Consider the following 22,671-nt stretch of genomic DNA (forward strand, 5'->3'; position numbering starts at 1 on the left):
CGGCGGGGGCTGGGAAAGGGGCGCATTCCCCCTTGCCCTCGGGGCGGGGCGGCCCTAACGCTGGGGGCATGAAACTGCTCTTTCTTGGCGATGTGATGGGACGCGCGGGGCGTCAGGTGGTGGCCGAACGGCTGCCGGCCCTGCGTGCGGAATGGGGTCTGGATTTCGTCGTGGTCAACGGCGAGAACGCCTCGAGCGGGGCCGGCCTGACCGCCGACCATGCAAAGAAGCTGCTGGCCGCCGGGGCCGATTGCGTGACGCTGGGCGATCATGCCTTCGACCAGAAGGAAATGCTTCAGTTCATCGAGACCGAGCCGCGGATCGTGCGGCCGCTGAACTATGCCAAGACCGCGCCGGGCAAGGGCGCGCGGATCTTCACCGTGGGCGGTCGCCGCGTGCTGGTGGTGCAGGCGCTGGGGCAGGTGTTCATGAAGCGGCCGTTCGACGATCCGTTCTCGGTCGTGGACGGTGTGCTGAAGGGCTCGCCGCTGGGCGGTTCGGTGCAGGCCGCCATCGTCGACATGCATTGCGAGGCGACAAGCGAGAAGATGGCGATGGGCCATTGGTGCGACGGGCGGGCAAGCCTTGTCGTCGGCACCCATACCCATATTCCCACCGCCGATGCGCAGATCCTGAACGGCGGCACCGCCTATCTGACCGATGCCGGCATGTGCGGCGATTACGATTCGGTGATCGGCATGGAGAAATCCGAGCCGATGCGCCGCTTCATCACCCAGATGCCCAAGACCCGGTTCGAGCCTGCGTCGGGTCCAGCCACCCTGTCGGGGGTCTATGTCGAGACCAACGACCGCACCGGCCTTGCCGAACGGGTGGTGCCGGTGCGTCTTGGTGGACGCCTGCAAGAGCAGCGCCCCTGACCGGGCGAACGCCTGTTCCGGGATTTTTGCCCGATTAAGGACATTCGTTCCGCGTGATCGTGGCGGAAAGCCCAGCATTCCCTTTGAGTTCGCCCGAAAGGGCCGTATTCAGGCCCGAAGACGCCACGGGAGAGATGATGTTCGGCCTTGAATTGTCGGAACCGCTTCAGGCCTATGCCGCGCTGGCCATCGTGCTGGGGATGCTGGTGCTTTTCGTCCGCGAGACCTTCGCGGTCGAGGTGACGGCGATCGCGGGCGCGGCGCTGATGCTGGTGCTGGGCATCCTGCCGCAGGGCGATGCGCTGGGGGTGTTGTCGAACAACGCGCCCTGGACCATCGCCTCCATGTTCATCATCGTCGGTGGTCTGGTGCGCACCGGCGCGCTGGACTGGGTGACGCAGTTCGCGATCCGCCATGTGGCCGAGCGTCCGGCGCGGACGCTGGCTGTGCTGTCGGTAACCATCGTCGGCATGTCGGCCTTCATGAACAACACGCCCATCGTGGTGGTGATGATCCCGGTCTTCATGCAGATCGCGCGGCAGATGAAGATCTCGGCGTCCAAGATCATGATCCCGCTGAGCTATCTGTCGATTTTCGGCGGCACGGTGACGCTGATCGGCACCTCGACCAACCTGCTGGTGGATGGGGTGGCGCGGACCGCGGGGCTTGAGCCGTTCTCGATCTTTGAAATCACGCCGCTTGGCCTTGTCATGTCGGGGATCGGGTTGCTTTACCTGTGGCTTTTCGCCGGCAGGGTGCTTCCCGACCGTGACAGCATGGGCATGATGCTGACCGACCGCAGCCGGATGAAGTTCTTTACCGAAGTGGCGGTGCCCGAAGGGTCCACGCTGATCGGCCGCCGGGTCGAGGATGTGGATATCTTCAAGCGTGACAGCCTGCGGGTGATCGACGTGCTGCGGGGCGACACCTCGCTTCGGCGTGCCCTGTCCGAGGTGGTGCTGGAAGCCGGCGACCGCATCGTGCTGCGCACCCCGATGTCCGAGGTTCTCAGCCTGCAAGCCAACAAGGAGTTGCGGCTGGTCGACAAGCTGTCCTCGGTTCAGACCCAGGTGGTCGAGGTGCTGATCACCCCGGGCTGCTTCATGGTGGGACGCTCGCTGGGTTCGATGCGGCTGCGGCGGCGCTATGGCGTCTATGTGCTGGCGGCGCATCGCAGAAACCAGAACATCGGCCGGCAGCTTGACGATCTGGTGGTGCAGGTCGGCGACACGCTGCTTCTGGAAGGGGCGCAGGCCGACATTCACCGGCTGGCCTCGGAAATGCAGGTGGTCGACATTTCGACCCCGTCCGACCGCGCCTACCGGCGGCGTCATGCGCCCATCGTGCTGGCGGTGCTGGCCGGGGTGGTGGTGCTGTCGGCGCTGGATCTGGCGCCGATCGTGATCCTGTCGATGATCGGCGTGGCGATCATCCTTGTCACCCGCTGCATCGACCCCGACGAAGCCTTCGGCTATGTCGAGGGCCGTCTGCTGGCGATGATCTTCGGCATGTTGGCGGTGGGTGCCGGGCTGGACCATTCCGGCGCGGTGCAGATGATCGTCGATGTGGCGCGCCCGATCATGGAGGGGCTGCCGCCCTTCGCGCTGATCTTCGTGGTCTATGGCCTGACCTCGATCCTGACCGAGGTGGTCAGCAACAACGCCGTGGCGGTGATCCTGACCCCCATCGTGATCGGGCTGGCCCAGTCGCTGGGGGTGGACCCGCGGCCCTTCGTCGTGGCGGTGATGTTTGGCGCCTCGGCCAGTTTCGCCACGCCCATCGGTTATCAGACCAACACGCTGGTCTATGGCCCCGGCGGCTATCGCTTTACCGATTTCCTGCGGATCGGCGTGCCGCTGAACATCGTGATGATGGTGGCGATGAGCCTGCTGATCCCGCTGTTCTTCCCGTTCTGACGCGGGCACGCGGGCTTGCGGCCCCCCGGGGCCGTGGGCTATAGGCGCCCCATATCACAGGATCGGAGAGGGTCATGGCGGGCCATTCCAAATGGGCGAACATCCAGCATCGCAAGGGCAAGCAGGACAAGCTGCGCTCGAAGATGTTCTCGAAGCTGGCGAAGGAGATCACCGTCGCCGCAAAGATGGGTGACCCCGACCCCGACAAGAACCCGCGCCTGCGACTGGCGGTGAAGGCGGCCAAGGCCGTGTCGATGCCCAAGGACGTGATCGAGCGTGCGATCAAGAAATCGCAGGGCGGCGATGCCGAGGATTATTCGGAAATCCGCTATGAGGGCTATGGCCCGAACGGGATCGCGATCATCGTCGAGACGATGACCGACAACGTGAACCGAACCGCGTCCAACGTCCGCAGCTACTTTACCAAGTTCGGCGGCAACCTTGGCACCACCGGCTCGGTCAGCTTCATGTTCGACCGCGTGGGCGAGATCACCTACAAGCCCGCCGCCGGCGATGCCGACACGGTGATGATGGCCGCGCTGGAAGCGGGCGCCGACGATGTGGAATCCGACGAGGACGGCCACTGGATCTACTGTGCCGACACCAGCCTGAACGAGGTCAGCGAGGCGCTGGAAAAGGTGCTGGGCGAAAGCGATGAAGCCAAGCTGGTCTGGAAGCCGCAGAACCGCACCAATGTCGATCTGGAAACCGCGACGAAGCTGATGAAGCTGATCGATGCGCTGGAGGAAGACGACGACGTGCAGACCGTGACGGCGAATTTCGACATCCCCGAGGATGTGGCGGCAAAGCTTGACGCCTGACGGCTGACCGATGGGCACGGCCCTTGTTGCCGGGTTTCTGCTTGGCCTTAGCCTGATCCTGGCCATCGGGGCGCAGAACGCTTTCGTTCTGCGTCAGGGTCTGCGGCGTGAACATGTGGCTGCGGTTGTCGCGGTGTGTGCGCTATCGGATGCGGCGCTGATCGGGCTGGGGGTTGTGGGCTTCGGCGCGGTCTCGGCGGTGCTGCCGGGGGTGGCCCCGGCGCTGCGCTGGCTGGGGGCGGCGTTCCTGTTCGTCTATGGCGCTTTGCGGTTTCGCGCGGCGCTGAAAGGGGGCGAGGCGCTTCGCCCCGCCGCAGGCCAGTCCGCGCCGCTGGGCCGGACGCTGGCCACCGCCCTTCTGTTCACCTGGGCCAATCCGCATGTCTGGCTGGATACGGTGGTTCTGCTGGGCTCGATCTCGGCCCGTCATGCCCCGCATCAGGCCGCGTTCGGGATCGGGGCGGCCACCGCCTCGGTTGCGTTCTTTTCGGCGCTGGGGTTTGGCGCGCGGCTGCTGGCGCCGCTGTTCGCCCGGCCGCAGGCCTGGGTGGTGCTTGAGGTGGGGGTGGGTTTGACGATGTGGGCGCTGGCCGTGGGGCTGGTGCTGGGCTGATCCGCCCTTGCGGCGGTGACCCGGATCGGATTGATTGACGCCATGGCCCCCACACCCGACGAGCAAAGCCGGACCCGCACGCTGGAGGGCGTCCTTTGGATGCTGGGATCGGGGCTGAGTTTCGTCGCAGTGAATGGCATCGTGCGCCATCTGGGGACCGAGTTGCCGGCGGCGCAGGGCGCCTTCATCCGTTTTGCCTTCGGCGTGCTGTTCCTGCTGCCGATGCTGGTGCAGCTGCTGCGGCGCGGTCTGCCCGCGGGCACGCTTGGGCTGTTCGGGTTGCGGGGGGCGGTGCATACCGCGGCGGTGATCTGCTGGTTTTATGCCATGGCCCGCATCCCGGTGGCCGAGGTGACGGCCATCGGCTACCTGAACCCGGTGCTGGTGACGCTGGGGGCGGCGCTGTTTTTCGGTGAGCGGCTGGCGTTCCGGCGCATCGCGGCGATCCTTGTGGCGCTGGTGGGCGCGCTGATCGTGCTGCGCCCCGGCCTGCGCGATCTGGCCCCCGGCCATCTGGCGCAACTGGGGGCGGCGGCCTTCTTCGCCGGCAGCTATCTGTTCGCGCGCCGCCTGTCGGATCTGGCCGGGGCGGGGGCCATCGTGGGTATGCTGTCGCTGTCGGTGACCATCGGCCTTCTGCCCTTCGCGCTGCTGGTCTGGGTGCCGGTCGGGCCTGTGCCATTGGCGTGGCTGGCGCTTGTCGCGGCCTTTGCCACGCTTGGCCATTACTGCATGACGCGCGCCTTTGCGTCGGCGCCGCTGGCGGTCACGCAGCCGGTGACCTTCCTGCAACTGGTCTGGGCCACGCTGCTGGGCGCGCTTGTGTTCTCCGAGGGGGTTGACCCGTTCGTTCTGCTGGGGGGCGCGGTCATCATCGGCGCGATCAGCTTCATCACATGGCGCGAATCGGTTCTTCGGCGGCAGCGAAGCTCTGCCGTCATCCAGAATGGTTAGAGTTGAATTTGACAGCATGAACCGGCCTGCATAGTCAGGTCGGGGTTGAAAGGAAGGCATCCGCCATGAAGATTGCAATGATCGGCACGGGCTATGTGGGCCTTGTCTCGGGGGTCTGCTTCTCGGACTTCGGGCACGAGGTGGTCTGCGTCGACAAAGACCCCGCGAAAATTGCCAAACTGAACGCCGGGATCGTTCCGATCTTCGAACCCGGGCTTGATGCGCTGATGGCGCGCAATGTGGCGGCGGGGCGGCTGTCCTTCACGCTGGATCTGGCGCAGGCGCTGGCTGGCGCCGAGGCGGTGTTCATCGCCGTGGGCACGCCCACCCGGCGCGGCGACGGGCACGCCGATCTGACCTATGTCATGGCCGCCGCCGAGGAAATCGCCGGTGCGCTGGATCATTACGCCGTGGTGGTGACGAAATCGACTGTTCCCATCGGCACCAACCGCAAGGTGGCCGAGGTGATCCGCGCCACCAATCCTGCGGCGGATTTCGATGTGGCCTCGAACCCCGAATTCCTGCGCGAAGGCGCGGCCATCGATGATTTCATGCGCCCCGACCGCGTGGTGGTGGGCCTTGAAACCGACCGCGCGAAGCAGGTCATGGCCGAAATCTACCGCCCGCTGTTCCTGCGCGATTTTCCCGTGGTCTACACCGGGCTGGAAAGCGCCGAGATGATCAAATACGCCGCCAACGCCTTCCTTGCCACCAAGATCACCTTCATCAACGAGATCGCCGCCCTGTGCGAACGTGTGGGCGCCGACATCAAGGCGGTGTCGAAGGGCATGGGCCTTGACGGCCGGATCGGCAACAAGTTCCTTCATGCCGGCCCCGGCTATGGCGGGTCGTGTTTCCCGAAGGATACCAAGGCCCTGGCCCGCATGGGGCAGGAACATGCCTCGCCCATCCAGGTCGTCGAGACCGTCATCAAGGTCAATGACGATATCAAGCGCCGCATGATCGACAAGATCGAGGATCTGTGCGGCGGCACTTTGCGCGACCGGACGATCGCGGTCCTTGGCGTCACCTTCAAGCCCAACACCGACGACATGCGTGATGCGCCCTCGCTGACCATCGTGCCGGCGCTGGTGGGGGCGGGCGCGAAGGTCCGCGTGGTCGACCCCGAGGGCCGGCGCGAGGGCGAACATCTGCTGCCCGGCGTGGACTGGCTGGACGATGCCTATGCCGCGGCCGACGGCGCCCATGCGCTGGTCATCCTGACCGAATGGAATGAGTTCCGCGCACTGGATCTGCCCCGGCTGGCCCGCATCATGGCCGAGCCCCGGCTTGCCGATCTGCGCAACGTCTATGCCCCGGCCGATGCGGCGAAGGCCGGCTTTGTCGCCTACGTCGGCGTTGGCCGCCAAGGAGAGGTGAATGGCTGATCGGGTTCTGGTGACGGGTGGCGCGGGCTATATCGGCGCGCATGCCTGCAAGGTGTTGCGGCATGCAGGGTTCGAGCCCGTGACCTTCGACAACCTGTCCACCGGCTGGGAACAGGCGGTGAAGTTCGGCCCCCTGCACCGCGGCGACCTGATGGAGCGCGCGACCATCGACGCCGCACTGGAGGAATGGCGCCCGGTGGCGGTGATGCATTTCGCGGCGCTGTCGCTGGTGGGCGAATCGATGCGCGATCCGGCGACCTACTGGCGGGTGAACGTGAACGGCGCGCTGAACCTGTTGGAGGCGACCGTTGCGCATGGGGTGAAGAACTTCGTCTTTTCATCGACTTGCGCCACCTATGGCGATCAGGACGGCGTGGTGCTGGATGAAGACACGCCGCAGCGGCCGATCAACGCCTATGGCGCCTCGAAACGTGCGATCGAGGAGATGCTGACCAATTTCGGTGCGGCCTTCGGTCTGAACCACACGATCTTTCGCTATTTCAACGTCGCCGGCGCCGATCCTGACGCCGAGGTGGGCGAACAGCACGACCCCGAAACCCACCTGATCCCGCTGATGCTGGATGCGGTGGCGGGCAGGCGGTCAGCGTTGACGGTGTTCGGCACCGACTATCCCACGCGCGACGGCACCTGCATCCGCGATTATGTCCATGTGATGGATCTGGCGCAGGCGCATGTTCTGGGCCTGAACCGGCTGCTGGACGGGGGCGACAACCGGGTGTTCTGCCTTGGCACCGGGCGCGGATTTTCGGTGCGCGAGGTGATCGAGCAGTCGCGCGCCGTCACCAACCGCGAGGTGCCGATCGTCTATGGCGACCGCCGCCCCGGCGATGCGGCGGCACTGGTCTGCGGATCGGAACGCGCCATCCGCGAACTGGGATGGGAGCCTGACCGCTCGACCCTGCCGCACATGATCGCCGATGCGTGGCGCTGGCATCAGGCGGCGCCGTTCACCCGCTGATGATGCGCGGGTTTCTGCCCATCGCTGCGCAGGGGGCTTTCCCGGCCCTGCGCGCTCTGGCAGCGTTCGCGCGGAATTGACAGGCCGCAGAGACGGCAGAACGATGGGGACGGACTGATGGGGATGACGCGCGCCGTTTTTCTGGCACTCGGGCTGGCGGTTGCGGCCTGCGGCAGTGCCGAGAAACCCACCGCACGCCCCGCGCCGGCAGGCCAACCCGAGGTGATGCGGATGGTCAGCGACTATGCCCGCCTGCATCAGGTGCCGGAATCGCTGCTGCATCGCGTGGTGCGGCACGAAAGCGGCTACAATCCCGGCGCGCGCAACGGGCCTTATTTCGGTCTGATGCAGATCAACCCGCAGACCGCCAAAACGATGGGCCATCGCGGTGCGCCGGAAAGCCTGCTCGATCCCCGGACCAACCTGACCTATGGCGGCAAATATCTGCGCGGGGCATGGCTGGTCGCGCGCGGGAACGAGGATCAGGCGATCCGCTGGTATCGCAGCGGCTATTACTACGAAGCCAAGCGCATGGGTCTTCTGGAAGAAACCGGCCTGCGCTGATCCATGGCGCGGCGGGCCTTGCGCCGCGCTGCGACTTTGCGCTAGCTTTCCGTCAGTGACAGGGGCGTCCGGGGCATTCCCGGGCTGAGAAGCACCCTTTGAACCTGAACCAGGTCATGCTGGCGGAGGAAGTCGCGATGCATTTTCCCCCATGGGGTCATGCCGTCGTCCTGCCCCCGCGGAAGGAGAGCGATGGACGACGGCGGAGCCTATCTTGCAACCATGCGGCGGACGGCGCCGCTGGTGCAATGCATCACCAATTTCGTTGCGATGAATGTCATGGCGAATGTGCTGCTGGCGGCGGGTGCCTCGCCTGCGATGGTGCATGACCCCGAGGAAGCGGCGGAATTTGCCGCCATCGCGCAGGCGCTGACGATCAACATCGGCACGCCCGATCCGCGCTGGGTCGAAGGGATGCTGGCGGCCGCCGAAGGCGCGGCGCGTGCGGGCGTGCCGTGGGTTCTTGATCCGGTGGCGGTGGGGGCGACGGCGTTCCGGCGCGACATCGGCGCCCGGCTGCTGGCGCTGCGACCCGGCGTGATCCGTGGCAACGCCTCGGAAATCCTTGCGCTGGCGGGGGCGGCGGCGCGCGGCAAAGGCGCCGACAGCGCCGATCCCGTCGCCGCGGCCGAAGATGCCGCCCGCCGTCTGGCGCAGACCTCGGGTGCGGTGGTCGCGGTCACCGGGCCGGTCGATTATGTCACCGATGGCGCGCGGGCCTTCCGCATCGCCAACGGCCATCCGCTGATGCCGAAGGTCACGGCGCTGGGATGTTCGCTGACCGGGGTGGTCGGCGCCTTTGTCGCGGGTCAACCGCGGCTTGAGGCGACGGTGGCCGCGCTGGCCTGTTTCGGTCTGGCCGGCGAGATTGCGGCCCGCGCAGCCCGCGGCCCGGCCAGCTTTCAGACGGCCTTCATCGATGCGCTGCACGCCATGACGCCCGACGACCTGACCCTTGGCGCGCGGGTGGAGGCGGCATGAACCTTTCGCTTTATTTCGTGACGCCCGACGGGGCCGCGGGGCTGGAGGCGCTGGTTCTGGCTGCGGTGCGGGGCGGGGCCACGCTGGTGCAGTTGCGCGACAAGCACGCGACGGATGCCGATCTGATCCCGGTGGCGCGCCGGCTGGTGGCGGCGCTGGCTCCGTCCGGCGTGCCGCTGATCGTGAATGACCGGGTCACGGTCGCGCTCGCCTCTGACGCGGCGGGGCTGCATGTGGGGCAGGGCGATCTGGCGGTGACCGAGGCGCGGCGCCTGATCGGGCCGGACCGCCTGCTGGGTCTGTCGGTCGAGGCGCTGGATCAGGTCGAGCGGCTGCCGCTGGGCATCGTGGATTATGTCGGCATCGGGCCGGTGCGGGCCACCGCGTCCAAGCCCGACCATGCGCCGCCGATCGGCTTTGACGGGCTGGCGCGGCTGGTTGCGGCCTCGCCGGTGCCTGCGGTGGCCATCGGGGGGCTTGGCGCGGGCGATGCGGCGGCGGTGAAGCGGGCAGGGGCCTCGGGGCTGGCGGTGGTCTCGGCCATCGGTGCCGCGCCCGATCCAGAGGCGGCGGCGCAGGCGCTGGCCGCGGAATGGGGGGCGGCATGATCCCCAACATCCTGTCGATTGCCGGGTCCGACCCTTCGGGCGGCGCCGGGATTCAGGCCGACCTCAAGGCGATCAGCGCCAACGGCGGCTATGCCATGGCGGCGCTGACTGCGCTGACGGCGCAGAACACCCGCGGCGTCAGCGGGGTGGAACTGATCCCGCCCGCCTTTGTCGCGGCCCAGATCCGTGCGGTGTTCGATGACATCCGGGTGGATGCGGTCAAGATCGGGATGCTGGGCACCGCCGAGATCACCGCCACGGTTCAGGCCGAACTTGCCGGCCGTGCGCAGCCGGTGGTGCTTGACCCGGTGATGGTCGCCAAGGGCGGCGACCGGCTGCTGGCGGCCGAGGCCGTGGCCGCGCTGCGGGAAAGGCTGCTGCCGCTGGCCGCCATCGTCACCCCGAACCTGCCCGAGGCTGCCGACCTGCTGGCCTGCCCCGAGGCCCGCGACCGCGCCGAGATGGAGCGTCAGGCCCGCGCTTTGCTGGCCCTTGGCCCCCGCGCGGTGTTCCTGAAGGGCGGCCATCTGGCCGGTGCCGATTGCCCCGACCTGTTTCTGGACAGTGCGCGCGCCGAATGGCTGGAGGCACCCCGCACCGACACCCGCAACACCCACGGCACCGGCTGCACGCTGTCGTCGGCCATCGCCACCCATCTGGCGCTGACCGGCGACGCCTTGGCCGCCTGCCGTGCCGCCAAGGCCTATGTCTCGGCCGCCATCGCCGCCGCCGACGGGCTGTCCGTCGGCCACGGCCACGGCCCGACCGACCATTTCCCCATGCTCAGGAGTCGCCGATGAAACGCCTTGCCTTGCTTGCCCTGCTGTTGCCCGGCCCTGCGGCGGCGGAACCGTTGCGCCTTGTGCTGGACTGGTTCGTGAACCCCGACCATGGGCCGATCATCGTGGCCCAGCAAATGGGCTGGTTTGCCGAGGCGGGGCTGACGGTCGAGATCATCCCCCCTGCCGATCCCGCCGATCCGCCGAAGCTGGTCGCGGCCGGCGCGGCGGACCTTGCGATCACCTATCAGCCGCAGCTTTACCTGCAACATGCCGAAGGCCTGCCGCTGGTGCGCGTCGGCACGCTGGTCGAAAATCCGCTGTATTGCGTGATGGCGAAGGCGGATGGCCCGGTGCAGGCGCTGTCTGATCTGAAGGGCCGCAAGGTGGGTTTTTCGGTCGCGGGGATCGAAGAGGCGCTGCTGCACACCATGCTGCGCACCAACGGTGTCCAGCCGTCCGAGGTCGAATTTGTCAACGTGAACTTTGCCCTGACGCCCGCCCTTGCCGCCGGTCAGGTCGATGCCGTCGCTGGTGCCTTCCGCAACTTCGAGCCGCACCAGATCGCCGCCACCGGCAGCGAAGGCCGCTGCTTCCTGCCCGAGGAAAACGGCGTGCCGGCCTATGATGAACTGATCTATGTCGCCAATCCACAGCGGATGAACCGCGATACCGTCGCGACCTTCCTTGCCGTGACTGAACGCGCCGCCGCCCATATCGCTGCCCATCCCGCCGAATCGTGGCAGACCTTCCGCGGCTGGTCGCCCGAGGTCGACGACACGTTGAACGCAGCGGCATGGGGCGACACGCTGCCCCATTTCGCCGCCCATCCCGCCGCACTGGACCCGGCGCGCTATGACGCCTTCGGCCGCTACATGCAGCAGGTGGGGCTGATCCCTGCCGCCCCCGCGGTGGCCGAGATCGCGGTGGATCTGACCCGGTGAGCTTCGGCATCAGGGGCCGCGCCATGCTGGATGGCCGGGTGCTGTTCGATGTGCGGCTGGATCTGCCCCCGGGCTGGACCTGCCTGCTTGGCCCCTCGGGGGCGGGAAAAAGCACGATCCTGCGGCTGCTTGCGGGCCTGCCCACCGGCACCCGGTTCGACGGCCGGGTGACGGCGCCGCCGCGGGTGGCCTGGATGGCGCAGGACGATCTGCTGCAACCGCGGCTGTCGGTGCTGGGAAATGTGCTTCTTGGCCAACGGCTTGCCGGCACGGCCCCGGATGCCCCCCGGGCGCGGGCGCTGCTGGACACCGTCGGTCTCGACGGGATGGCGGACCGCCGTCCCGACAGCCTGTCCGGCGGCCAGCGCCAGCGTGTGGCACTGGCCCGCGCGCTGATGGAAGATGCCCCGCTTGCGCTGCTGGACGAGCCGTTCTCGGCGCTGGATGCCGGCACCCGGCGCCGGATGCAGGATCTGGCGCGCGAAAGGCTGGCGGGTCGGGCGGTCCTTCTGGTGACGCATGACCCGTCCGAGGCACTGCGGCTGGGCGATCACGTTCACCTGCTGGCCGAGGGGCGGCTGGAGCCGATGCCCCTGCCACCCGCCGCCCCGCCCCGCGCCCTGACAAGCCCCGGCCTTGCCGCGGCCCACGAGGCGCTGATGACGCGGCTTGCGGCATGAAGGCGCTGGTCTCGGCCGTGGCGCTGATCGGGCTTTGGCAGGCTATCGTCAGCCTGACGGGCGTGCCCGCCTTCATCCTGCCCGGCCCCCGCGCGGTGGCCGAGGCGGCGCTGGCCAATGCCGCGATGCTGTCCGCCAACGCCGGGGTGACCGCGGCCGAGATCGCGGCCGGGCTGGTGCTTGGCTGTGTGGCGGGCGTGGCGGCGGCGCTGGCCATGACGCTGTCGCACTGGGCCAGCCGCCTGCTGCGCCCCGTGCTGGTTGCCAGCCAGTCGGTGCCGGTCTTCGCGCTGGCGCCGATCCTGACGCTGTGGCTCGGCTATGGTATGGGCGCGAAAGTCGCGGTCGTGGTGCTGATCGTGGTCTTCCCGGTGGCCTCGGCGCTGCACGACGGGCTGACCGCCACCCCGGCCGCAGCCCTCGACCTGGCCCGGCTGGCGCGGGCCTCGCGGCTCGACACGCTGATCTGGCTGCGCCTGCCCCACGCATTGCCCCATCTGGGCGCCGCCCTGCGGATCGCCGCGGTCTATGCCCCGATCGGCGCGGTGATCGGCGAATGGGTCGGGGCCTCGGCCGGGCTTGGCCATTTGATGCTGGTATCGAATGCCCGGATGAAGACCGACCTGATGTTCGCAGCCCTCGCCGTGCTGGCGGTGCTGACCTTGGGACTTCGCGCCGCCGTCGATGCAGCCCTGCGCCGGCTCGAGATGTGACCGCGCCCGGTCGCGCCCGAAACAGCCCCCGCGGGGGGGCGTTCAACTCCTTAACGATCACTCCGGTCCCGCGCTCTCCAGGGCACGCACCGTCCCTGGCCTGTCAGACGACGAACACGACAGGGGCACCTGCACCCGTGCATTTTCTTGCGGCGATGACATGCCGGCCCCGGCCAGGGTCGCGTAAAAGCGCGGATCGCCGCAGCCCCTCCGCCCCGGTTACTCCCACCACGGATCGATGGCGGTGATATCCTCGTCCGACCAGCCGAAATGATGCGCCAGCTCATGCACCATGACATGCGTCACCAACTCGGCCAGGGTGACATCGCCACGGTCGATCCACTCCTCCAGGATCGGCCGCCGGAACAGCCAGATCGCAGCCGGCTGCACGGGCGGGTCCGACACCGACCGCTCGGTCAGCGGAACCCCCTCGTAAAGCCCCGTCAGATCATAGGGATCCTCGATCCCCATCTCGTCCAGAATTTCGTCCGGCGGCATGTCCGCGATCCGCAACACCACCGCCGCCGCCAATGCGCGGCAACCGTCCGGCAACCCTGCCACCGCCTCGCGCGCAAGCCGTTCCAGCAGATCAAGATCGGGGGCGCAAGCGCCGTCAGCCACCTGTGTCATGCCCCCATCCTATCACGCCCGCCACCACATCCCAGACCCTCCCCCCTTCATTCTGGCCCAAATATCCCGGGGTCCGGGGCAGCGCCCCGGCGGCCGGCCCCGCTGCCCGAACTGGACAATTCGTCGCCCGTGTGAAACAGCAACCCCAGCAGGAGATCCGCCGATGACCACCGTAACCCGCTTCGCTCCCTCGCCCACCGGCTACATCCATGTGGGCAACCTGCGCACCGCGCTGATGAACTGGATGATCGCCCGCAAATCCGGCGGCACCTTCATTCTGCGGCTCGACGACACCGACCGCGAACGTTCGAAACAGGAATATGCCGACGGGATCATGGAGGATCTCGAATGGCTCGGCCTGACCTGGGACCGGATCGAGAAACAGTCCGACCGCCTCGACCGCTATGCCGAGGCCGCCGAGGATCTGCGCCGCGCCGGCCGCTTCTATGAATGTTTCGAAAGCCCGACCGATCTCGACCTGAAGCGCAAGAAGCTGCTCAACATGGGCAAGCCCCCGGTCTATGACCGCGCGGCGCTGAACCTGTCGGACGAGGATCGCGCCCGCCTGCGTGCCGAGCGTGGCGGTTACTGGCGCTTCCTGCTGGATCAGCAGCGCATCGAATGGACGGACGGCATCCTTGGCCCGATCTCGATCGATGCCGCCAGCGTGTCCGACCCGGTGCTGATCCGCGCCGACGGGCAGGTGCTTTACACCTTCGCCTCGTCGGTCGATGACATCGACATGGGCGTGACCTTCATCGTCCGGGGCGCCGACCATGTGACGAACACCGCCACCCAGATCCAGATCATGCAGGCGCTGGGGGGCACGCCGCCGTCGTTCGCCCATCACTCGCTGTTGACCGGCCCGCAGGGCGAGGCGCTGTCCAAGCGGCTTGGCACGCTCAGCCTGCGCGATCTGCGCGCCCGCGGGGTGGAACCGATGGCGCTTTTGTCGCTGATGGCGCGGCTTGGCTCGTCGCAGCCGGTGGAACTGGCCCGCACGCATGATGAACTGCTGGCCGGGTTCGATGTCTCGACCTTCGGCGCCGCGCCGACCAAGTTCGACGCCGAGGATCTGTTCCCGCTGACCCGCCACTTCGTTCAGGGCCTGCCGTTCGAAACCGTCGCCCGGCGCATTGCCGCGCTGGGGGTGCCGGATGCGCTGGCCGAAGCCTTCTGGCGGGTGGCCAAGGACAATATCGGCGTGCTGGACGATCTGGCCGGCTGGTGGACCCTGTTCCGCGATGGAGCCGAGCCGCAGATCGACCCCGAGGATGCCGAGTTCATCGCGCAGGCCATGGCGCTGCTGCCTGCGCCGCCGTTCACCTCCGAGACCTGGGGCCAATGGACCGCCGCGGTCAAGGACGCGACGGGCCGCAAGGGCAAGGGTTTGTTCATGCCGCTGCGCAAGGCGCTGACCGGGCAGGCGCATGGCCCCGAGATGGCCGATGTCATGCCGTTGTTGCAGACGGTTCGGGCGAAGCAGGGTTAAAGGTCGATCGCCGGCGCCTCTGGCGCCGCCTTTGGGGGCGGGGCCGGCAGGGGCGGCGCGTCGGGCTTGCGCCGGATCAGGATATCGCCATTCGGCAGCCGTTCCGGCGCCTGATAGTTGCGCAGATCGTCGACCTGCGCCAGCAGATCGCGCAGCGCGGGTTGAAGTTCGGCCATGGCGTCGCCCATGTCGCGCATCGCCGGTTCCATCTCGTCGATCAGGCCGCGCAGCAGCAGGTTCATACCTTCGCCCAGCAGGCTGAATCCATCCTCGACATCGCCCGATTCGTCGGGTGGGGCCTCCTGCGCCAGCGCGGGGGACAGCAACAGACACAGGGCAAGGGGGGCGGCCAAGGATCTCATGCCGCGAATATAAGCCCGCCCCCGCGTTTCACCTAGAGGCGATTGCACGCAGAGCCAGTGCCCGCGCCTACCGCGCAAGCGCCAGCAATCCCGCCACATCCAGATGCGCCTCAAGATGGTCGGCAAGGGCGTCCAGCACCGCCTCCACCCCCGCACCATAGGCCAGCCCCGACGCCTGTGCCCCCAGCGCCCGCAAGAAGGCCGCGCGAAACCCGTCCGAGGTGAACATGCCGTGCAGGTAGCTGCCCGTCACGCGGCCATCGGGCGAACTTGCGCCCTCGGGGCGGCCCTCGACATGGGCGAAAGGGCGGGCGCAGTCGGGGCCGTCGGTGGCGCCTATGTGGATCTCATAGCCTTCGATCGCCTCGGCCGTCGCCGCATGGCGGGCCGCGATCCGTGTCAGCCGCTTGTCGGGGGTCATCACGGTTTCCACATCCAGAAGGCCAAGGCCCCGGGTCACGCCCGGCTCTCCTTCAAGGCCCAGAGGATCGGCCACGCTGCGGCCAAGCATCTGATATCCCCCACAGATCCCCAGAATGCGCCCGCCGCGGCGGTGATGCGCGATCAGATCCACATCCCAGCCCTGCGACCGCAGAAAGGCCAGATCGCCGCGGGTGGATTTGGTGCCGGGCAGGATCACCAGCGCGGCATTGGCCGGGATCGGCTGGCCGGGGCGCACCATGACCACCGTCAGCCCCGGTTCCTGCTTCAGCGGATCAAGATCGTCGAAATTCGCCACGCGCGAAAACGCCAGCCACGCCACCGTGACCGGCCCGGTCCGGGTGGGGGTCTTCATGTCCAGGGCATCCTCGGCCGGAAGCAGCGCCGCCTGCGGAAAGAACGGCACCACGCCAAAGCCGCGCCAGCCGGTATGCGTCTCGATCAGGCGATAGCCGTCGTCGAACAGGCGGACGTCGCCGCGGAACTTGTTGACCAGAAAGCCCGCGACCATCGCTGCATCCTCGGGGTCGATCACCGCCCTGGTACCGACGATCTGCGCGATTACGCCGCCACGGTCGATGTCGCCGGCCAGCACCACCGGCACATCCGCTGCCCGTGCAAAGCCCATGTTGGCAATGTCGCCCGTCCGCAGGTTGACCTCGGCCGGGCTGCCGGCGCCTTCCACGATCACCAGATCGTGCGCGGCCGTCAGCCGGGCGAAGCTGTCCAGCACCGGCGCCATCAGTGCGGGCTTGCGGTCGAACCAGTCGCGCGCCTTCAGCGTGCCCACGCGCCGGCCCTGCACGATCACCTGCGATCCCTGATCGCTTTCGGGTTTCAGCAGCACCGGGTTCATGTCGGTCAGCGGCTCCAGCCCCGCGGCGCGGGCCTGAAGCGCCTGCGCGCGGCCGATCTCGCCGCCGTCGGCGGTTACGGCGGCATTGTTCGACATGTTCTGCGGCTTGAACGGGGCTACCGACAGCCCCCGCCGCAACGCCGCCCGGCACAGCCCCGCCACCAGCAGCGATTTGCCCACATCCGAGCCGGTTCCCTGGATCATCAGTGCCGGCATGGCTGGTGCCCCTTGTGCTGGTGTCGGTTCATCGCGCGCTCCTGTCGGTGGGGCGGTTCTGGCCGTTATGCCGCGATTTGCCAAGAGCGGGCGGTCTGCAAAAAGGGGGGCGTTCTGCCGGCACAGCGCCGCCCAGGGCTCCTTTTCCGACAGAATCGTTTGCCGCGCGCTGGCGGGATTTCACCCGGATTGGCGGTCCGGCTGTGGTTCTTGCGTCATGGCCGACTGAGTCCCTGTGTTGCAACCATGGCGATAAAAAAACAGGAAAATATAGGGTTAAATGATCGCTTCTGGAATCGTTCAACTTTGAACCGTTGCCTTGATGCAGATCAAGGTTGCGGCGGCGCGTCGCAGGCTAACTGACCCTTACTAAATGGACAAGACGCCAGAACCTTATCCAGCCAGTCCGATGACCGATCCCTCCGCCCGCCGCGATCTTCTGCGCGGCCGATTCACCGCAACCGCCGTTCCGCGCCCGCCGGGGGCGCTGGCAGGGCTTGCCTTTGGCGAAGCCTGCACCGGCTGCGGCGACTGCGCCCGGGCCTGCGGTGCGGCGATCATCCTGTGCGACGGCGAAGGGTTGCCGGTGGTGGACATGCGCGAGGGCGGCTGCACCTTCTGCGGCGATTGCACCCGCGCCTGCCCGACCGGGGCGCTGATGCCGGGGGCGCCATGGCCATGGCGGGCCGAGGCAGGCCCCGCCTGCCTTGACGCAAATGGCATCCAGTGCCGCGCCTGCGAGGATTTCTGCGATGCCGCCGCGATCCGCTTTCGCCCGATGATCGGCGGCCGCGCCCGCCCGGTGATCGACCCCGAGACCTGCACCGGCTGCGGCGCCTGCGTCGCGCCATGTCCCGCCGGGGCGATCAGCCTTTCCCCCCTCACTTCGGAGATCCGGCCATGCTGAACATCTGCGGCTGTCTCGTCCAGACGCTGCCCGAACTGACGCCGGCGGTGATCGCGGCCATCGATGCGACCGAGGGCGGCGCCGTTCATGCCCATGAGCCGGGCCGGATCGTCGTCACCATCGAGGATACCGCCACGCGCCGCGCCTCGGATCAGATCATGGATCTGCACCAGATCCCCGGCGTGCTGGGCGTGACCCTTGCCTACCACCATTTCGAGGCGCTCGCCGATGACGCGCCCGCCACCCTTTCCTGACGGGAGATCCCAGATGACCCTTACATCCTCGCGCCGCAGCTTCCTGAAGGCGACCGCCGCCGCGGCGACGGCCTCGGCCGCCGGTATCCCGCTTGCCGCCCCCGTCGCCGCCGCCGCGCCCGACAGCGAACTGCGCTGGGACAAGGCCGCCTGCCGGTTCTGCGGCACCGGTTGTTCGGTGCTGGTGGGCGTGAAAGAGGGCCGCGTGGTGGCGACGCAGGGCGACCCCGAAGCGCCGGTGAACCGCGGGCTGAACTGCATCAAGGGCTATTTCCTGTCCAAGATCATGTATGGTCAGGACCGGCTGACCACGCCGCTTCTGCGCAAGACCAATGGCGTTTATGACAAGAACGGCGAATTTGTCCCGGTGTCGTGGGACGAGGCGTTCGACATCATGGCCGAGAAGTGGAAGGCCACGCTGAAGGCCAAGGGCCCCGAGGCCATCGGCATGTTCGGCTCGGGTCAGTGGACGATCTGGGAAGGCTACGCCGCCGCGAAGCTGATGAAGGCGGGGTTCCGGTCGAACAACCTTGATCCCAACGCGCGGCACTGCATGGCCTCGGCCGTCGCGGGCTTCATGCGCACCTTCGGCATCGACGAGCCGATGGGCTGCTATGACGATCTCGAGGCCGCGGACACCTTCGTGCTCTGGGGGTCGAACATGGCCGAGATGCACCCGATCCTGTGGTCGCGCATGACCGACACGCGCCTGACCAGACCGGGCTGCGAGGTGCATGTGCTGTCGACCTATGAACACCGCTCGTTCGAGCTGGCCGACAACGGCATGGTGTTCACGCCCCAGACCGACCTTGCGATCCTGAACTATATCGCGAACCACATCATCCAGACCGATGCGGTGAACTGGGATTTCGTCAACAAGCACACGACGTTCTTCAAGACCAAGACCGACATCGGCTATGGCCTGCGCCCGACCCATGCGCTGGAAGAAGGTGTGGACCCCAAGACCACCGGCGACATGGAGCCGATCACCTTCGAGGAGTTCAAGGCCGCCGTCGCGGATTACACGCTGGAAAAGGTCGCCGCGCTGTCGGGTGTGCCGGCTGAAAAGCTGGAACGGCTGGCCAAGCAATATGCCGACCCGAACCGCAAGGTCATGTCGCTTTGGACCATGGGCTTCAACCAGCACACCCGTGGCTCTTGGGTGAACTCGAACTGCTACAACGTCCACCTTCTGGTCGGAAAGATCGCGGAGCCGGGCAATTCGCCGTTCTCGCTGACGGGGCAGCCCTCGGCCTGTGGCACCGCGCGCGAGGTGGGCACGTTCTCGCACCGGCTGCCGGCGGACATGGTGGTGACGAACCCCGAACACCGCCACCATGCCGAAGACATCTGGGGCCTGCCCGCGGGCACCATCCCCGAAAAGGTCGGCGCCCATGCGGTGCTTCAGAACCGGATGCTGAAAGACGGCAAGATCAACGCCTACTGGGTGCAGTGCAACAACAACATGCAGGCCGCGCCCAACATGAACGAGGAAGGCTGGCCGGGCTATCGCAACCCGGAAAACTTCATCGTCGTGTCCGATCCCTATCCGACCGTGACCGCACTGGCCGCCGACCTGATCCTGCCCACCGCGATGTGGGTGGAAAAGGAAGGCGCCTATGGCAACGCCGAACGCCGCACCCAGTTCTGGCGCCAGCAGGTGCAGGCCCCGGGCGAGGCGAAGTCCGACCTGTGGCAGCTTGTCGAGTTTTCAAAACGCTTCACCACCGACGAGGTCTGGCCGGCCGAGCTTCTGGACCAGAAGCCCGAACTGCGCGGGCGCACGCTTTTTGACGTGCTTTATGCCAATGGCGTGGTGAACCGCTTCCCGGTGACCGAGACCGCCGAAGGCTTCGAGAACGACGAAAGCCGGCACTTTGGCTTCTATCTGCAAAAGGGCCTGTTCGAGGAATACGCCATCTTCGGCCGCGACCATGGCCACGATCTGGCCGAGTTCCAGACCTATCATCAGGCCCGCGGCCTGCGCTGGCCGGTCGTGGACGGCAAGGAAACGCTGTACCGCTTCCGCGAGGGCTATGACCCCTATGTGAAGGCCGGCGAGGGCGTGCGCTTCTACGGCAACAAGGACGGCAAGGCCAAGATCATCTTCGCCCCCTACGAGCCGCCGGCCGAGGTTCCGGATGCCGAATATGACCTGTGGCTTGGCACCGGCCGGGTGCTGGAACACTGGCACTCTGGCTCGATGACGCGGCGGGTGCCGGAACTGCACAAGGCGTTCCCGTCGGCGGTGACCTTCATGCACCCCGAAGATGCGGCAGAGCGCGGCCTGAAGCGCGGTCAGGAAATCGCGATCACCACCCGCCGCGGCCGGATGCTGAGCCGGGTCGAGACACGCGGCCGCAACAAGATGCCGAAGGGCATGATCTTCATCCCGTGGTTCGACGAACATCAGCTGGTGAACCAGCTGACGCTGGATGCGACCTGCCCGATCTCGAAAGAGGCCGACTTCAAGAAATGCGCCTGCAAGGTGGAGCGCGTCTGACATGGCCCCCCGCCGCCCCGCCCCGCCGATCGACCGCCGCCGCTTCCTGACGGATGCGGCACGGGCGGCGGCCGGCTGCGCGGTGGCGGGCAGCCTTCTGGCGCTTTACGCCCGCGATGCAAGGGCGCTTCCGGCCGAGGCCCTGCGCCCGCCGGGGGCGCTGGACGAGCCCGACTTTCTGGCCGCCTGCATCCGCTGCGGCCTGTGTGTGCGCGACTGTCCCTATGACACGCTGTCGCTGGCCGATCTGGGCGAGGGGGCGGCCACCGGCACGCCCTTTTTCACCGCCCGTCAGATCCCCTGCGAGATGTGCGACGACATTCCCTGCGTGAAAGCCTGCCCGACCGGCGCGCTGGACCCGGCGCTGACCGATATCGACGATGCGAAGATGGGCGTGGCGGTGCTGGTGGATCAGGAAAACTGCCTGAACGCGCTGGGGCTGCGCTGCGATGTCTGCTATCGCGTCTGCCCGGCGATCGACAAGGCGATCACGCTGGACCGGATGCACAACGAACGCTCGGGGCATCACGCGATCTTTCTGCCCACCGTTCATGCCGAACACTGCACCGGCTGCGGCAAGTGCGAACAGGCCTGCGTCCTGCCCGAAGCCACGATCAAGGTGCTGCCGATCCGACTGGCCCGCGGCAAGGCTGCCGAACACTATCGGCTGGGCTGGGAAGAGATGGAACGCAAGGGCGGCCCGGTGGTCGAAGGCATCATCGACCTGCCGGACCGGCTGCCCGAAGAGGCCCCGGATTTCGCCCCCCTGATGAAACTGCCGGGGACAGGACAATGACCGACAAGTTGACCCCCGGCCGGGATGCCGTCAGACGCAAGGGCTGGCTGGGCGCCCATCGCTGGCTGATCCTGCGGCGGCTGTCGCAGGCGGTCTTTCTGGGCATTTTCCTTCTGGGGCCATGGGCGGGGATCTGGTGGGTCAAGGGCGACCTTGCCGGTTCGATGACCTTTGACGTGCTGCCGCTGACCGATCCGCTGATCCTGTTGCAGGGAATGGTGGCCGGGCACTGGCCGGAACTGACCGCGCTGACCGGCGCGCTGATCGTGCTGGCGGTCTATGCGCTGGTGGGCGGGCGGGTCTATTGTTCGTGGGTCTGCCCGGTCAATCCGGTGACGGATGCCGCGCATTGGCTTCATGCCCGGCTGGGCCTGCCCAAGGGCTGGCAACCCAAGGCGTCCACCCGGCTGTGGCTGCTTGGCACGGTGCTTGCCGTATCGGCCCTGACCGGCACGATTGCCTGGGAACTGGTGAACCCGGTCACCATGCTGCAACGCGGGATTGTGTTCGGCATGACCGCGGGCTGGGCGCTGATCGGGGCGGTGTTCCTGTTCGACCTCCTGCTGGCCCGGCGCGGCTGGTGCGGCCGGCTGTGCCCGGTCGGTGCCTTCTACGGGCTGGTGGGGCAGAAATCGGTGCTGCGTGTCTCGGCCGCCAACCGCGCCGCTTGCGACGACTGCATGGACTGTTTCGCCGTCTGCCCCGAGATGGCGGTCATCACGCCTGCCCTGCGCGGGACCACGGCCGAAACGCCGCTGATCCTGTCGCCCGACTGCACCAATTGCGGGCGCTGCATCGACGTCTGTGCCCAGGACGTCTTTCGCTTCACCCACCGTTTCGACGCCCACCCCGCGCCGGGCCGGGCAGACCCCACCCCTTCGCCGGCCCGTCAGCGCCGCGCTGCATAAGATCACACGGAGACCCCAGCCATGAAAAAGCTTGCCTTCCTTGGCGCCCTGGCCCTTCCGGCCATTGTTGTCGCCGGCCTTGCCCTTGCCCAGTCGGCGGCCGAAACCGGCGCGGGCGTCAAGTCGCTGCGCGGCGTGCAGCCCGACGTGGAACTGGATGTCGAGCCGGTGTTCCATCAGGAAAAGCAGCGGTTCGTGCGCAACTACCGGCTTCAGCCGCCGCTGATCCCGCATTCGATCGACAAGTATCAGATCGACATGAGGGCCAACGAATGCCTTGCCTGCCACGATTGGAAGAACGCCGGCAACCGTGGCGCGCCGACGCTGTCGATGACCCATTACACCGACCGCGACGGCATCCAGACCGAAAACGTCGCCTCGCGTCGCTGGTTCTGCAACCAGTGCCATGTTCCGCAGGCCGATGCGCCGGCGCTGGTGGAAAACCTTTTCCACTCGCTTGGGCAATAAGGCGCGGCAGGGGAGAGCGA

24 protein-coding genes and 1 riboswitch are annotated in these 22,671 nt (G+C 67.4%); of the genes, 21 read left to right on the forward strand and 3 right to left on the reverse strand.

Features of this window, described 5'->3' with window-relative positions:
* The first annotated feature begins 68 nt into the window (after positions 1-68).
* The 14 genes from CRO07_RS03615 (at position 69) to CRO07_RS03680 (ending at position 12,818) form a co-directional block, all read left to right on the forward strand.
* Positions 69-878, forward strand: a complete 810-nt coding sequence (locus CRO07_RS03615) for a TIGR00282 family metallophosphoesterase (RefSeq protein WP_097029317.1) — start codon at positions 69-71, stop codon at positions 876-878.
* Between the two features lie 137 nt (positions 879-1,015).
* Complete coding sequence (locus tag CRO07_RS03620) at positions 1,016-2,794, forward strand: SLC13 family permease (RefSeq protein ID WP_176504478.1); 1,779 nt, start codon at positions 1,016-1,018, stop codon at positions 2,792-2,794.
* A 74-nt stretch (positions 2,795-2,868) separates the two neighbouring features.
* A complete protein-coding gene (locus CRO07_RS03625; protein ID WP_097029319.1) occupies positions 2,869-3,615 on the forward strand; it encodes a YebC/PmpR family DNA-binding transcriptional regulator in 747 nt (248 codons plus the stop codon).
* A gap of 10 nt (positions 3,616-3,625) precedes the next feature.
* Positions 3,626-4,228: a LysE/ArgO family amino acid transporter gene (locus tag CRO07_RS03630; RefSeq protein ID WP_097029320.1), complete on the forward strand. Its 603-nt coding sequence runs from the start codon at positions 3,626-3,628 to the stop codon at positions 4,226-4,228.
* Positions 4,229-4,270: 42 nt separating this feature from the next.
* Positions 4,271-5,182 (forward strand): DMT family transporter, encoded by a 912-nt coding sequence (locus CRO07_RS03635; protein ID WP_235840922.1) that lies wholly within the window; start codon positions 4,271-4,273, stop codon positions 5,180-5,182.
* 65 nt (positions 5,183-5,247) lie between these two features.
* The gene (locus CRO07_RS03640; RefSeq protein ID WP_097029321.1) at positions 5,248-6,570 is read left to right on the forward strand and encodes a UDP-glucose dehydrogenase family protein; all 1,323 of its coding nucleotides are present in this window, start codon (positions 5,248-5,250) and stop codon (positions 6,568-6,570) included.
* On the forward strand, positions 6,563-7,549 hold the full coding sequence (gene galE / locus CRO07_RS03645) for a UDP-glucose 4-epimerase GalE (RefSeq protein WP_097029322.1): 987 nt from the start codon (positions 6,563-6,565) through the stop codon (positions 7,547-7,549). Before CRO07_RS03640 ends, galE begins: the two co-directional genes overlap by 8 nt.
* 114 nt (positions 7,550-7,663) lie before the next feature.
* A complete protein-coding gene (locus tag CRO07_RS03650) occupies positions 7,664-8,113 on the forward strand; it encodes a transglycosylase SLT domain-containing protein (protein WP_407919619.1) in 450 nt (149 codons plus the stop codon).
* A gap of 50 nt (positions 8,114-8,163) precedes the next feature.
* Positions 8,164-8,261, forward strand: a riboswitch (TPP riboswitch).
* A gap of 44 nt (positions 8,262-8,305) precedes the next feature.
* Positions 8,306-9,094 carry a hydroxyethylthiazole kinase gene (gene thiM / locus CRO07_RS03655; RefSeq protein WP_097029324.1) on the forward strand — a complete coding sequence of 263 codons (789 nt, stop codon included), beginning with the start codon at positions 8,306-8,308 and terminating at the stop codon, positions 9,092-9,094.
* The gene (gene thiE, locus CRO07_RS03660; protein WP_097029325.1) at positions 9,091-9,702 is read left to right on the forward strand and encodes a thiamine phosphate synthase; all 612 of its coding nucleotides are present in this window, start codon (positions 9,091-9,093) and stop codon (positions 9,700-9,702) included. Before thiM ends, thiE begins: the two co-directional genes overlap by 4 nt.
* Entirely contained in the window at positions 9,699-10,502 is an 804-nt protein-coding gene (gene thiD, locus CRO07_RS03665) for a bifunctional hydroxymethylpyrimidine kinase/phosphomethylpyrimidine kinase (RefSeq protein ID WP_097029479.1), read from the forward strand. Before thiE ends, thiD begins: the two co-directional genes overlap by 4 nt.
* Positions 10,499-11,425, forward strand: a complete 927-nt coding sequence (locus CRO07_RS03670) for an ABC transporter substrate-binding protein (protein WP_097029326.1) — start codon at positions 10,499-10,501, stop codon at positions 11,423-11,425. Before thiD ends, CRO07_RS03670 begins: the two co-directional genes overlap by 4 nt.
* Positions 11,422-12,105, forward strand: coding sequence for an ABC transporter ATP-binding protein (locus CRO07_RS03675; protein WP_097029327.1), 684 nt, complete (start codon positions 11,422-11,424; stop codon positions 12,103-12,105). Before CRO07_RS03670 ends, CRO07_RS03675 begins: the two co-directional genes overlap by 4 nt.
* Positions 12,102-12,818: an ABC transporter permease gene (locus tag CRO07_RS03680; RefSeq protein ID WP_097029328.1), complete on the forward strand. Its 717-nt coding sequence runs from the start codon at positions 12,102-12,104 to the stop codon at positions 12,816-12,818. Before CRO07_RS03675 ends, CRO07_RS03680 begins: the two co-directional genes overlap by 4 nt.
* Before the next feature lie 219 nt (positions 12,819-13,037).
* On the opposite strand, the gene CRO07_RS03685 is transcribed toward CRO07_RS03680, so the two are convergent.
* Positions 13,038-13,448, reverse strand: coding sequence for a metallopeptidase family protein (locus CRO07_RS03685; RefSeq protein WP_097029329.1), 411 nt, complete (start codon positions 13,446-13,448; stop codon positions 13,038-13,040).
* 163 nt (positions 13,449-13,611) lie between these two features.
* Between CRO07_RS03685 and gltX the strand changes: the two genes are divergently transcribed.
* Positions 13,612-14,940 carry a glutamate--tRNA ligase gene (gene gltX, locus CRO07_RS03690; protein ID WP_097029330.1) on the forward strand — a complete coding sequence of 443 codons (1,329 nt, stop codon included), beginning with the start codon at positions 13,612-13,614 and terminating at the stop codon, positions 14,938-14,940.
* Here gltX and CRO07_RS03695 read toward each other — a convergent pair.
* Positions 14,937-15,302 (reverse strand): AAA+ family ATPase, encoded by a 366-nt coding sequence (locus tag CRO07_RS03695; protein WP_097029331.1) that lies wholly within the window; start codon positions 15,300-15,302, stop codon positions 14,937-14,939. The genes gltX and CRO07_RS03695 overlap by 4 nt on opposite strands.
* Positions 15,303-15,369: 67 nt before the next feature.
* On the reverse strand, positions 15,370-16,815 hold the full coding sequence (locus tag CRO07_RS03700) for a cobyric acid synthase (RefSeq protein WP_097029332.1): 1,446 nt from the start codon (positions 16,813-16,815) through the stop codon (positions 15,370-15,372).
* Between the two features lie 409 nt (positions 16,816-17,224).
* Here CRO07_RS03700 and CRO07_RS03705 point away from each other — a divergent pair, with 409 nt between their 5' ends.
* The 6 genes from CRO07_RS03705 to CRO07_RS03730 are packed head-to-tail and all read left to right on the forward strand — an operon-like array spanning position 17,225 to position 22,651.
* The gene (locus CRO07_RS03705; protein WP_097029333.1) at positions 17,225-17,722 is read left to right on the forward strand and encodes a ferredoxin-type protein NapF; all 498 of its coding nucleotides are present in this window, start codon (positions 17,225-17,227) and stop codon (positions 17,720-17,722) included.
* Positions 17,716-17,976 (forward strand): chaperone NapD, encoded by a 261-nt coding sequence (locus CRO07_RS03710; RefSeq protein ID WP_097029334.1) that lies wholly within the window; start codon positions 17,716-17,718, stop codon positions 17,974-17,976. Before CRO07_RS03705 ends, CRO07_RS03710 begins: the two co-directional genes overlap by 7 nt.
* 13 nt (positions 17,977-17,989) lie before the next feature.
* The gene (gene napA, locus CRO07_RS03715; protein ID WP_097029335.1) at positions 17,990-20,479 is read left to right on the forward strand and encodes a nitrate reductase catalytic subunit NapA; all 2,490 of its coding nucleotides are present in this window, start codon (positions 17,990-17,992) and stop codon (positions 20,477-20,479) included.
* A gap of 1 nt (position 20,480) precedes the next feature.
* Positions 20,481-21,275, forward strand: a complete 795-nt coding sequence (gene napG, locus CRO07_RS03720; RefSeq protein WP_097029336.1) for a ferredoxin-type protein NapG — start codon at positions 20,481-20,483, stop codon at positions 21,273-21,275.
* Positions 21,272-22,183, forward strand: a complete 912-nt coding sequence (gene napH, locus CRO07_RS03725; protein ID WP_097029337.1) for a quinol dehydrogenase ferredoxin subunit NapH — start codon at positions 21,272-21,274, stop codon at positions 22,181-22,183. The genes napG and napH overlap by 4 nt, the downstream gene beginning before the upstream one ends.
* Positions 22,184-22,204: 21 nt before the next feature.
* On the forward strand, positions 22,205-22,651 hold the full coding sequence (locus tag CRO07_RS03730; protein WP_097029338.1) for a nitrate reductase cytochrome c-type subunit: 447 nt from the start codon (positions 22,205-22,207) through the stop codon (positions 22,649-22,651).
* Positions 22,652-22,671 lie beyond the last annotated feature (20 nt).

This window comes from Cereibacter ovatus (assembly GCF_900207575.1).
Taxonomy (GTDB): domain Bacteria; phylum Pseudomonadota; class Alphaproteobacteria; order Rhodobacterales; family Rhodobacteraceae; genus Cereibacter_A; species Cereibacter_A ovatus.

Coding starts and splice junctions, on each gene's coding strand:
- CRO07_RS03615 (WP_097029317.1), top strand. CDS start 69: ATGAAACTGCTCTTTCTTGGCGATGTGATGGGACGCGCGGGGCGTCAG.
- CRO07_RS03620 (WP_176504478.1), top strand. CDS start 1,016: ATGTTCGGCCTTGAATTGTCGGAACCGCTTCAGGCCTATGCCGCGCTG.
- CRO07_RS03625 (WP_097029319.1), top strand. CDS start 2,869: ATGGCGGGCCATTCCAAATGGGCGAACATCCAGCATCGCAAGGGCAAG.
- CRO07_RS03630 (WP_097029320.1), top strand. CDS start 3,626: ATGGGCACGGCCCTTGTTGCCGGGTTTCTGCTTGGCCTTAGCCTGATC.
- CRO07_RS03635 (WP_235840922.1), top strand. CDS start 4,271: ATGGCCCCCACACCCGACGAGCAAAGCCGGACCCGCACGCTGGAGGGC.
- CRO07_RS03640 (WP_097029321.1), top strand. CDS start 5,248: ATGAAGATTGCAATGATCGGCACGGGCTATGTGGGCCTTGTCTCGGGG.
- galE (WP_097029322.1), top strand. CDS start 6,563: ATGGCTGATCGGGTTCTGGTGACGGGTGGCGCGGGCTATATCGGCGCG.
- thiM (WP_097029324.1), top strand. CDS start 8,306: ATGGACGACGGCGGAGCCTATCTTGCAACCATGCGGCGGACGGCGCCG.
- thiE (WP_097029325.1), top strand. CDS start 9,091: ATGAACCTTTCGCTTTATTTCGTGACGCCCGACGGGGCCGCGGGGCTG.
- thiD (WP_097029479.1), top strand. CDS start 9,699: ATGATCCCCAACATCCTGTCGATTGCCGGGTCCGACCCTTCGGGCGGC.
- CRO07_RS03670 (WP_097029326.1), top strand. CDS start 10,499: ATGAAACGCCTTGCCTTGCTTGCCCTGCTGTTGCCCGGCCCTGCGGCG.
- CRO07_RS03680 (WP_097029328.1), top strand. CDS start 12,102: ATGAAGGCGCTGGTCTCGGCCGTGGCGCTGATCGGGCTTTGGCAGGCT.
- CRO07_RS03685 (WP_097029329.1), bottom strand. CDS start 13,448: ATGACACAGGTGGCTGACGGCGCTTGCGCCCCCGATCTTGATCTGCTG.
- gltX (WP_097029330.1), top strand. CDS start 13,612: ATGACCACCGTAACCCGCTTCGCTCCCTCGCCCACCGGCTACATCCAT.
- CRO07_RS03695 (WP_097029331.1), bottom strand. CDS start 15,302: ATGAGATCCTTGGCCGCCCCCCTTGCCCTGTGTCTGTTGCTGTCCCCC.
- CRO07_RS03700 (WP_097029332.1), bottom strand. CDS start 16,815: ATGCCGGCACTGATGATCCAGGGAACCGGCTCGGATGTGGGCAAATCG.
- CRO07_RS03705 (WP_097029333.1), top strand. CDS start 17,225: ATGACCGATCCCTCCGCCCGCCGCGATCTTCTGCGCGGCCGATTCACC.
- CRO07_RS03710 (WP_097029334.1), top strand. CDS start 17,716: ATGCTGAACATCTGCGGCTGTCTCGTCCAGACGCTGCCCGAACTGACG.
- napA (WP_097029335.1), top strand. CDS start 17,990: ATGACCCTTACATCCTCGCGCCGCAGCTTCCTGAAGGCGACCGCCGCC.
- napG (WP_097029336.1), top strand. CDS start 20,481: ATGGCCCCCCGCCGCCCCGCCCCGCCGATCGACCGCCGCCGCTTCCTG.
- napH (WP_097029337.1), top strand. CDS start 21,272: ATGACCGACAAGTTGACCCCCGGCCGGGATGCCGTCAGACGCAAGGGC.
- CRO07_RS03730 (WP_097029338.1), top strand. CDS start 22,205: ATGAAAAAGCTTGCCTTCCTTGGCGCCCTGGCCCTTCCGGCCATTGTT.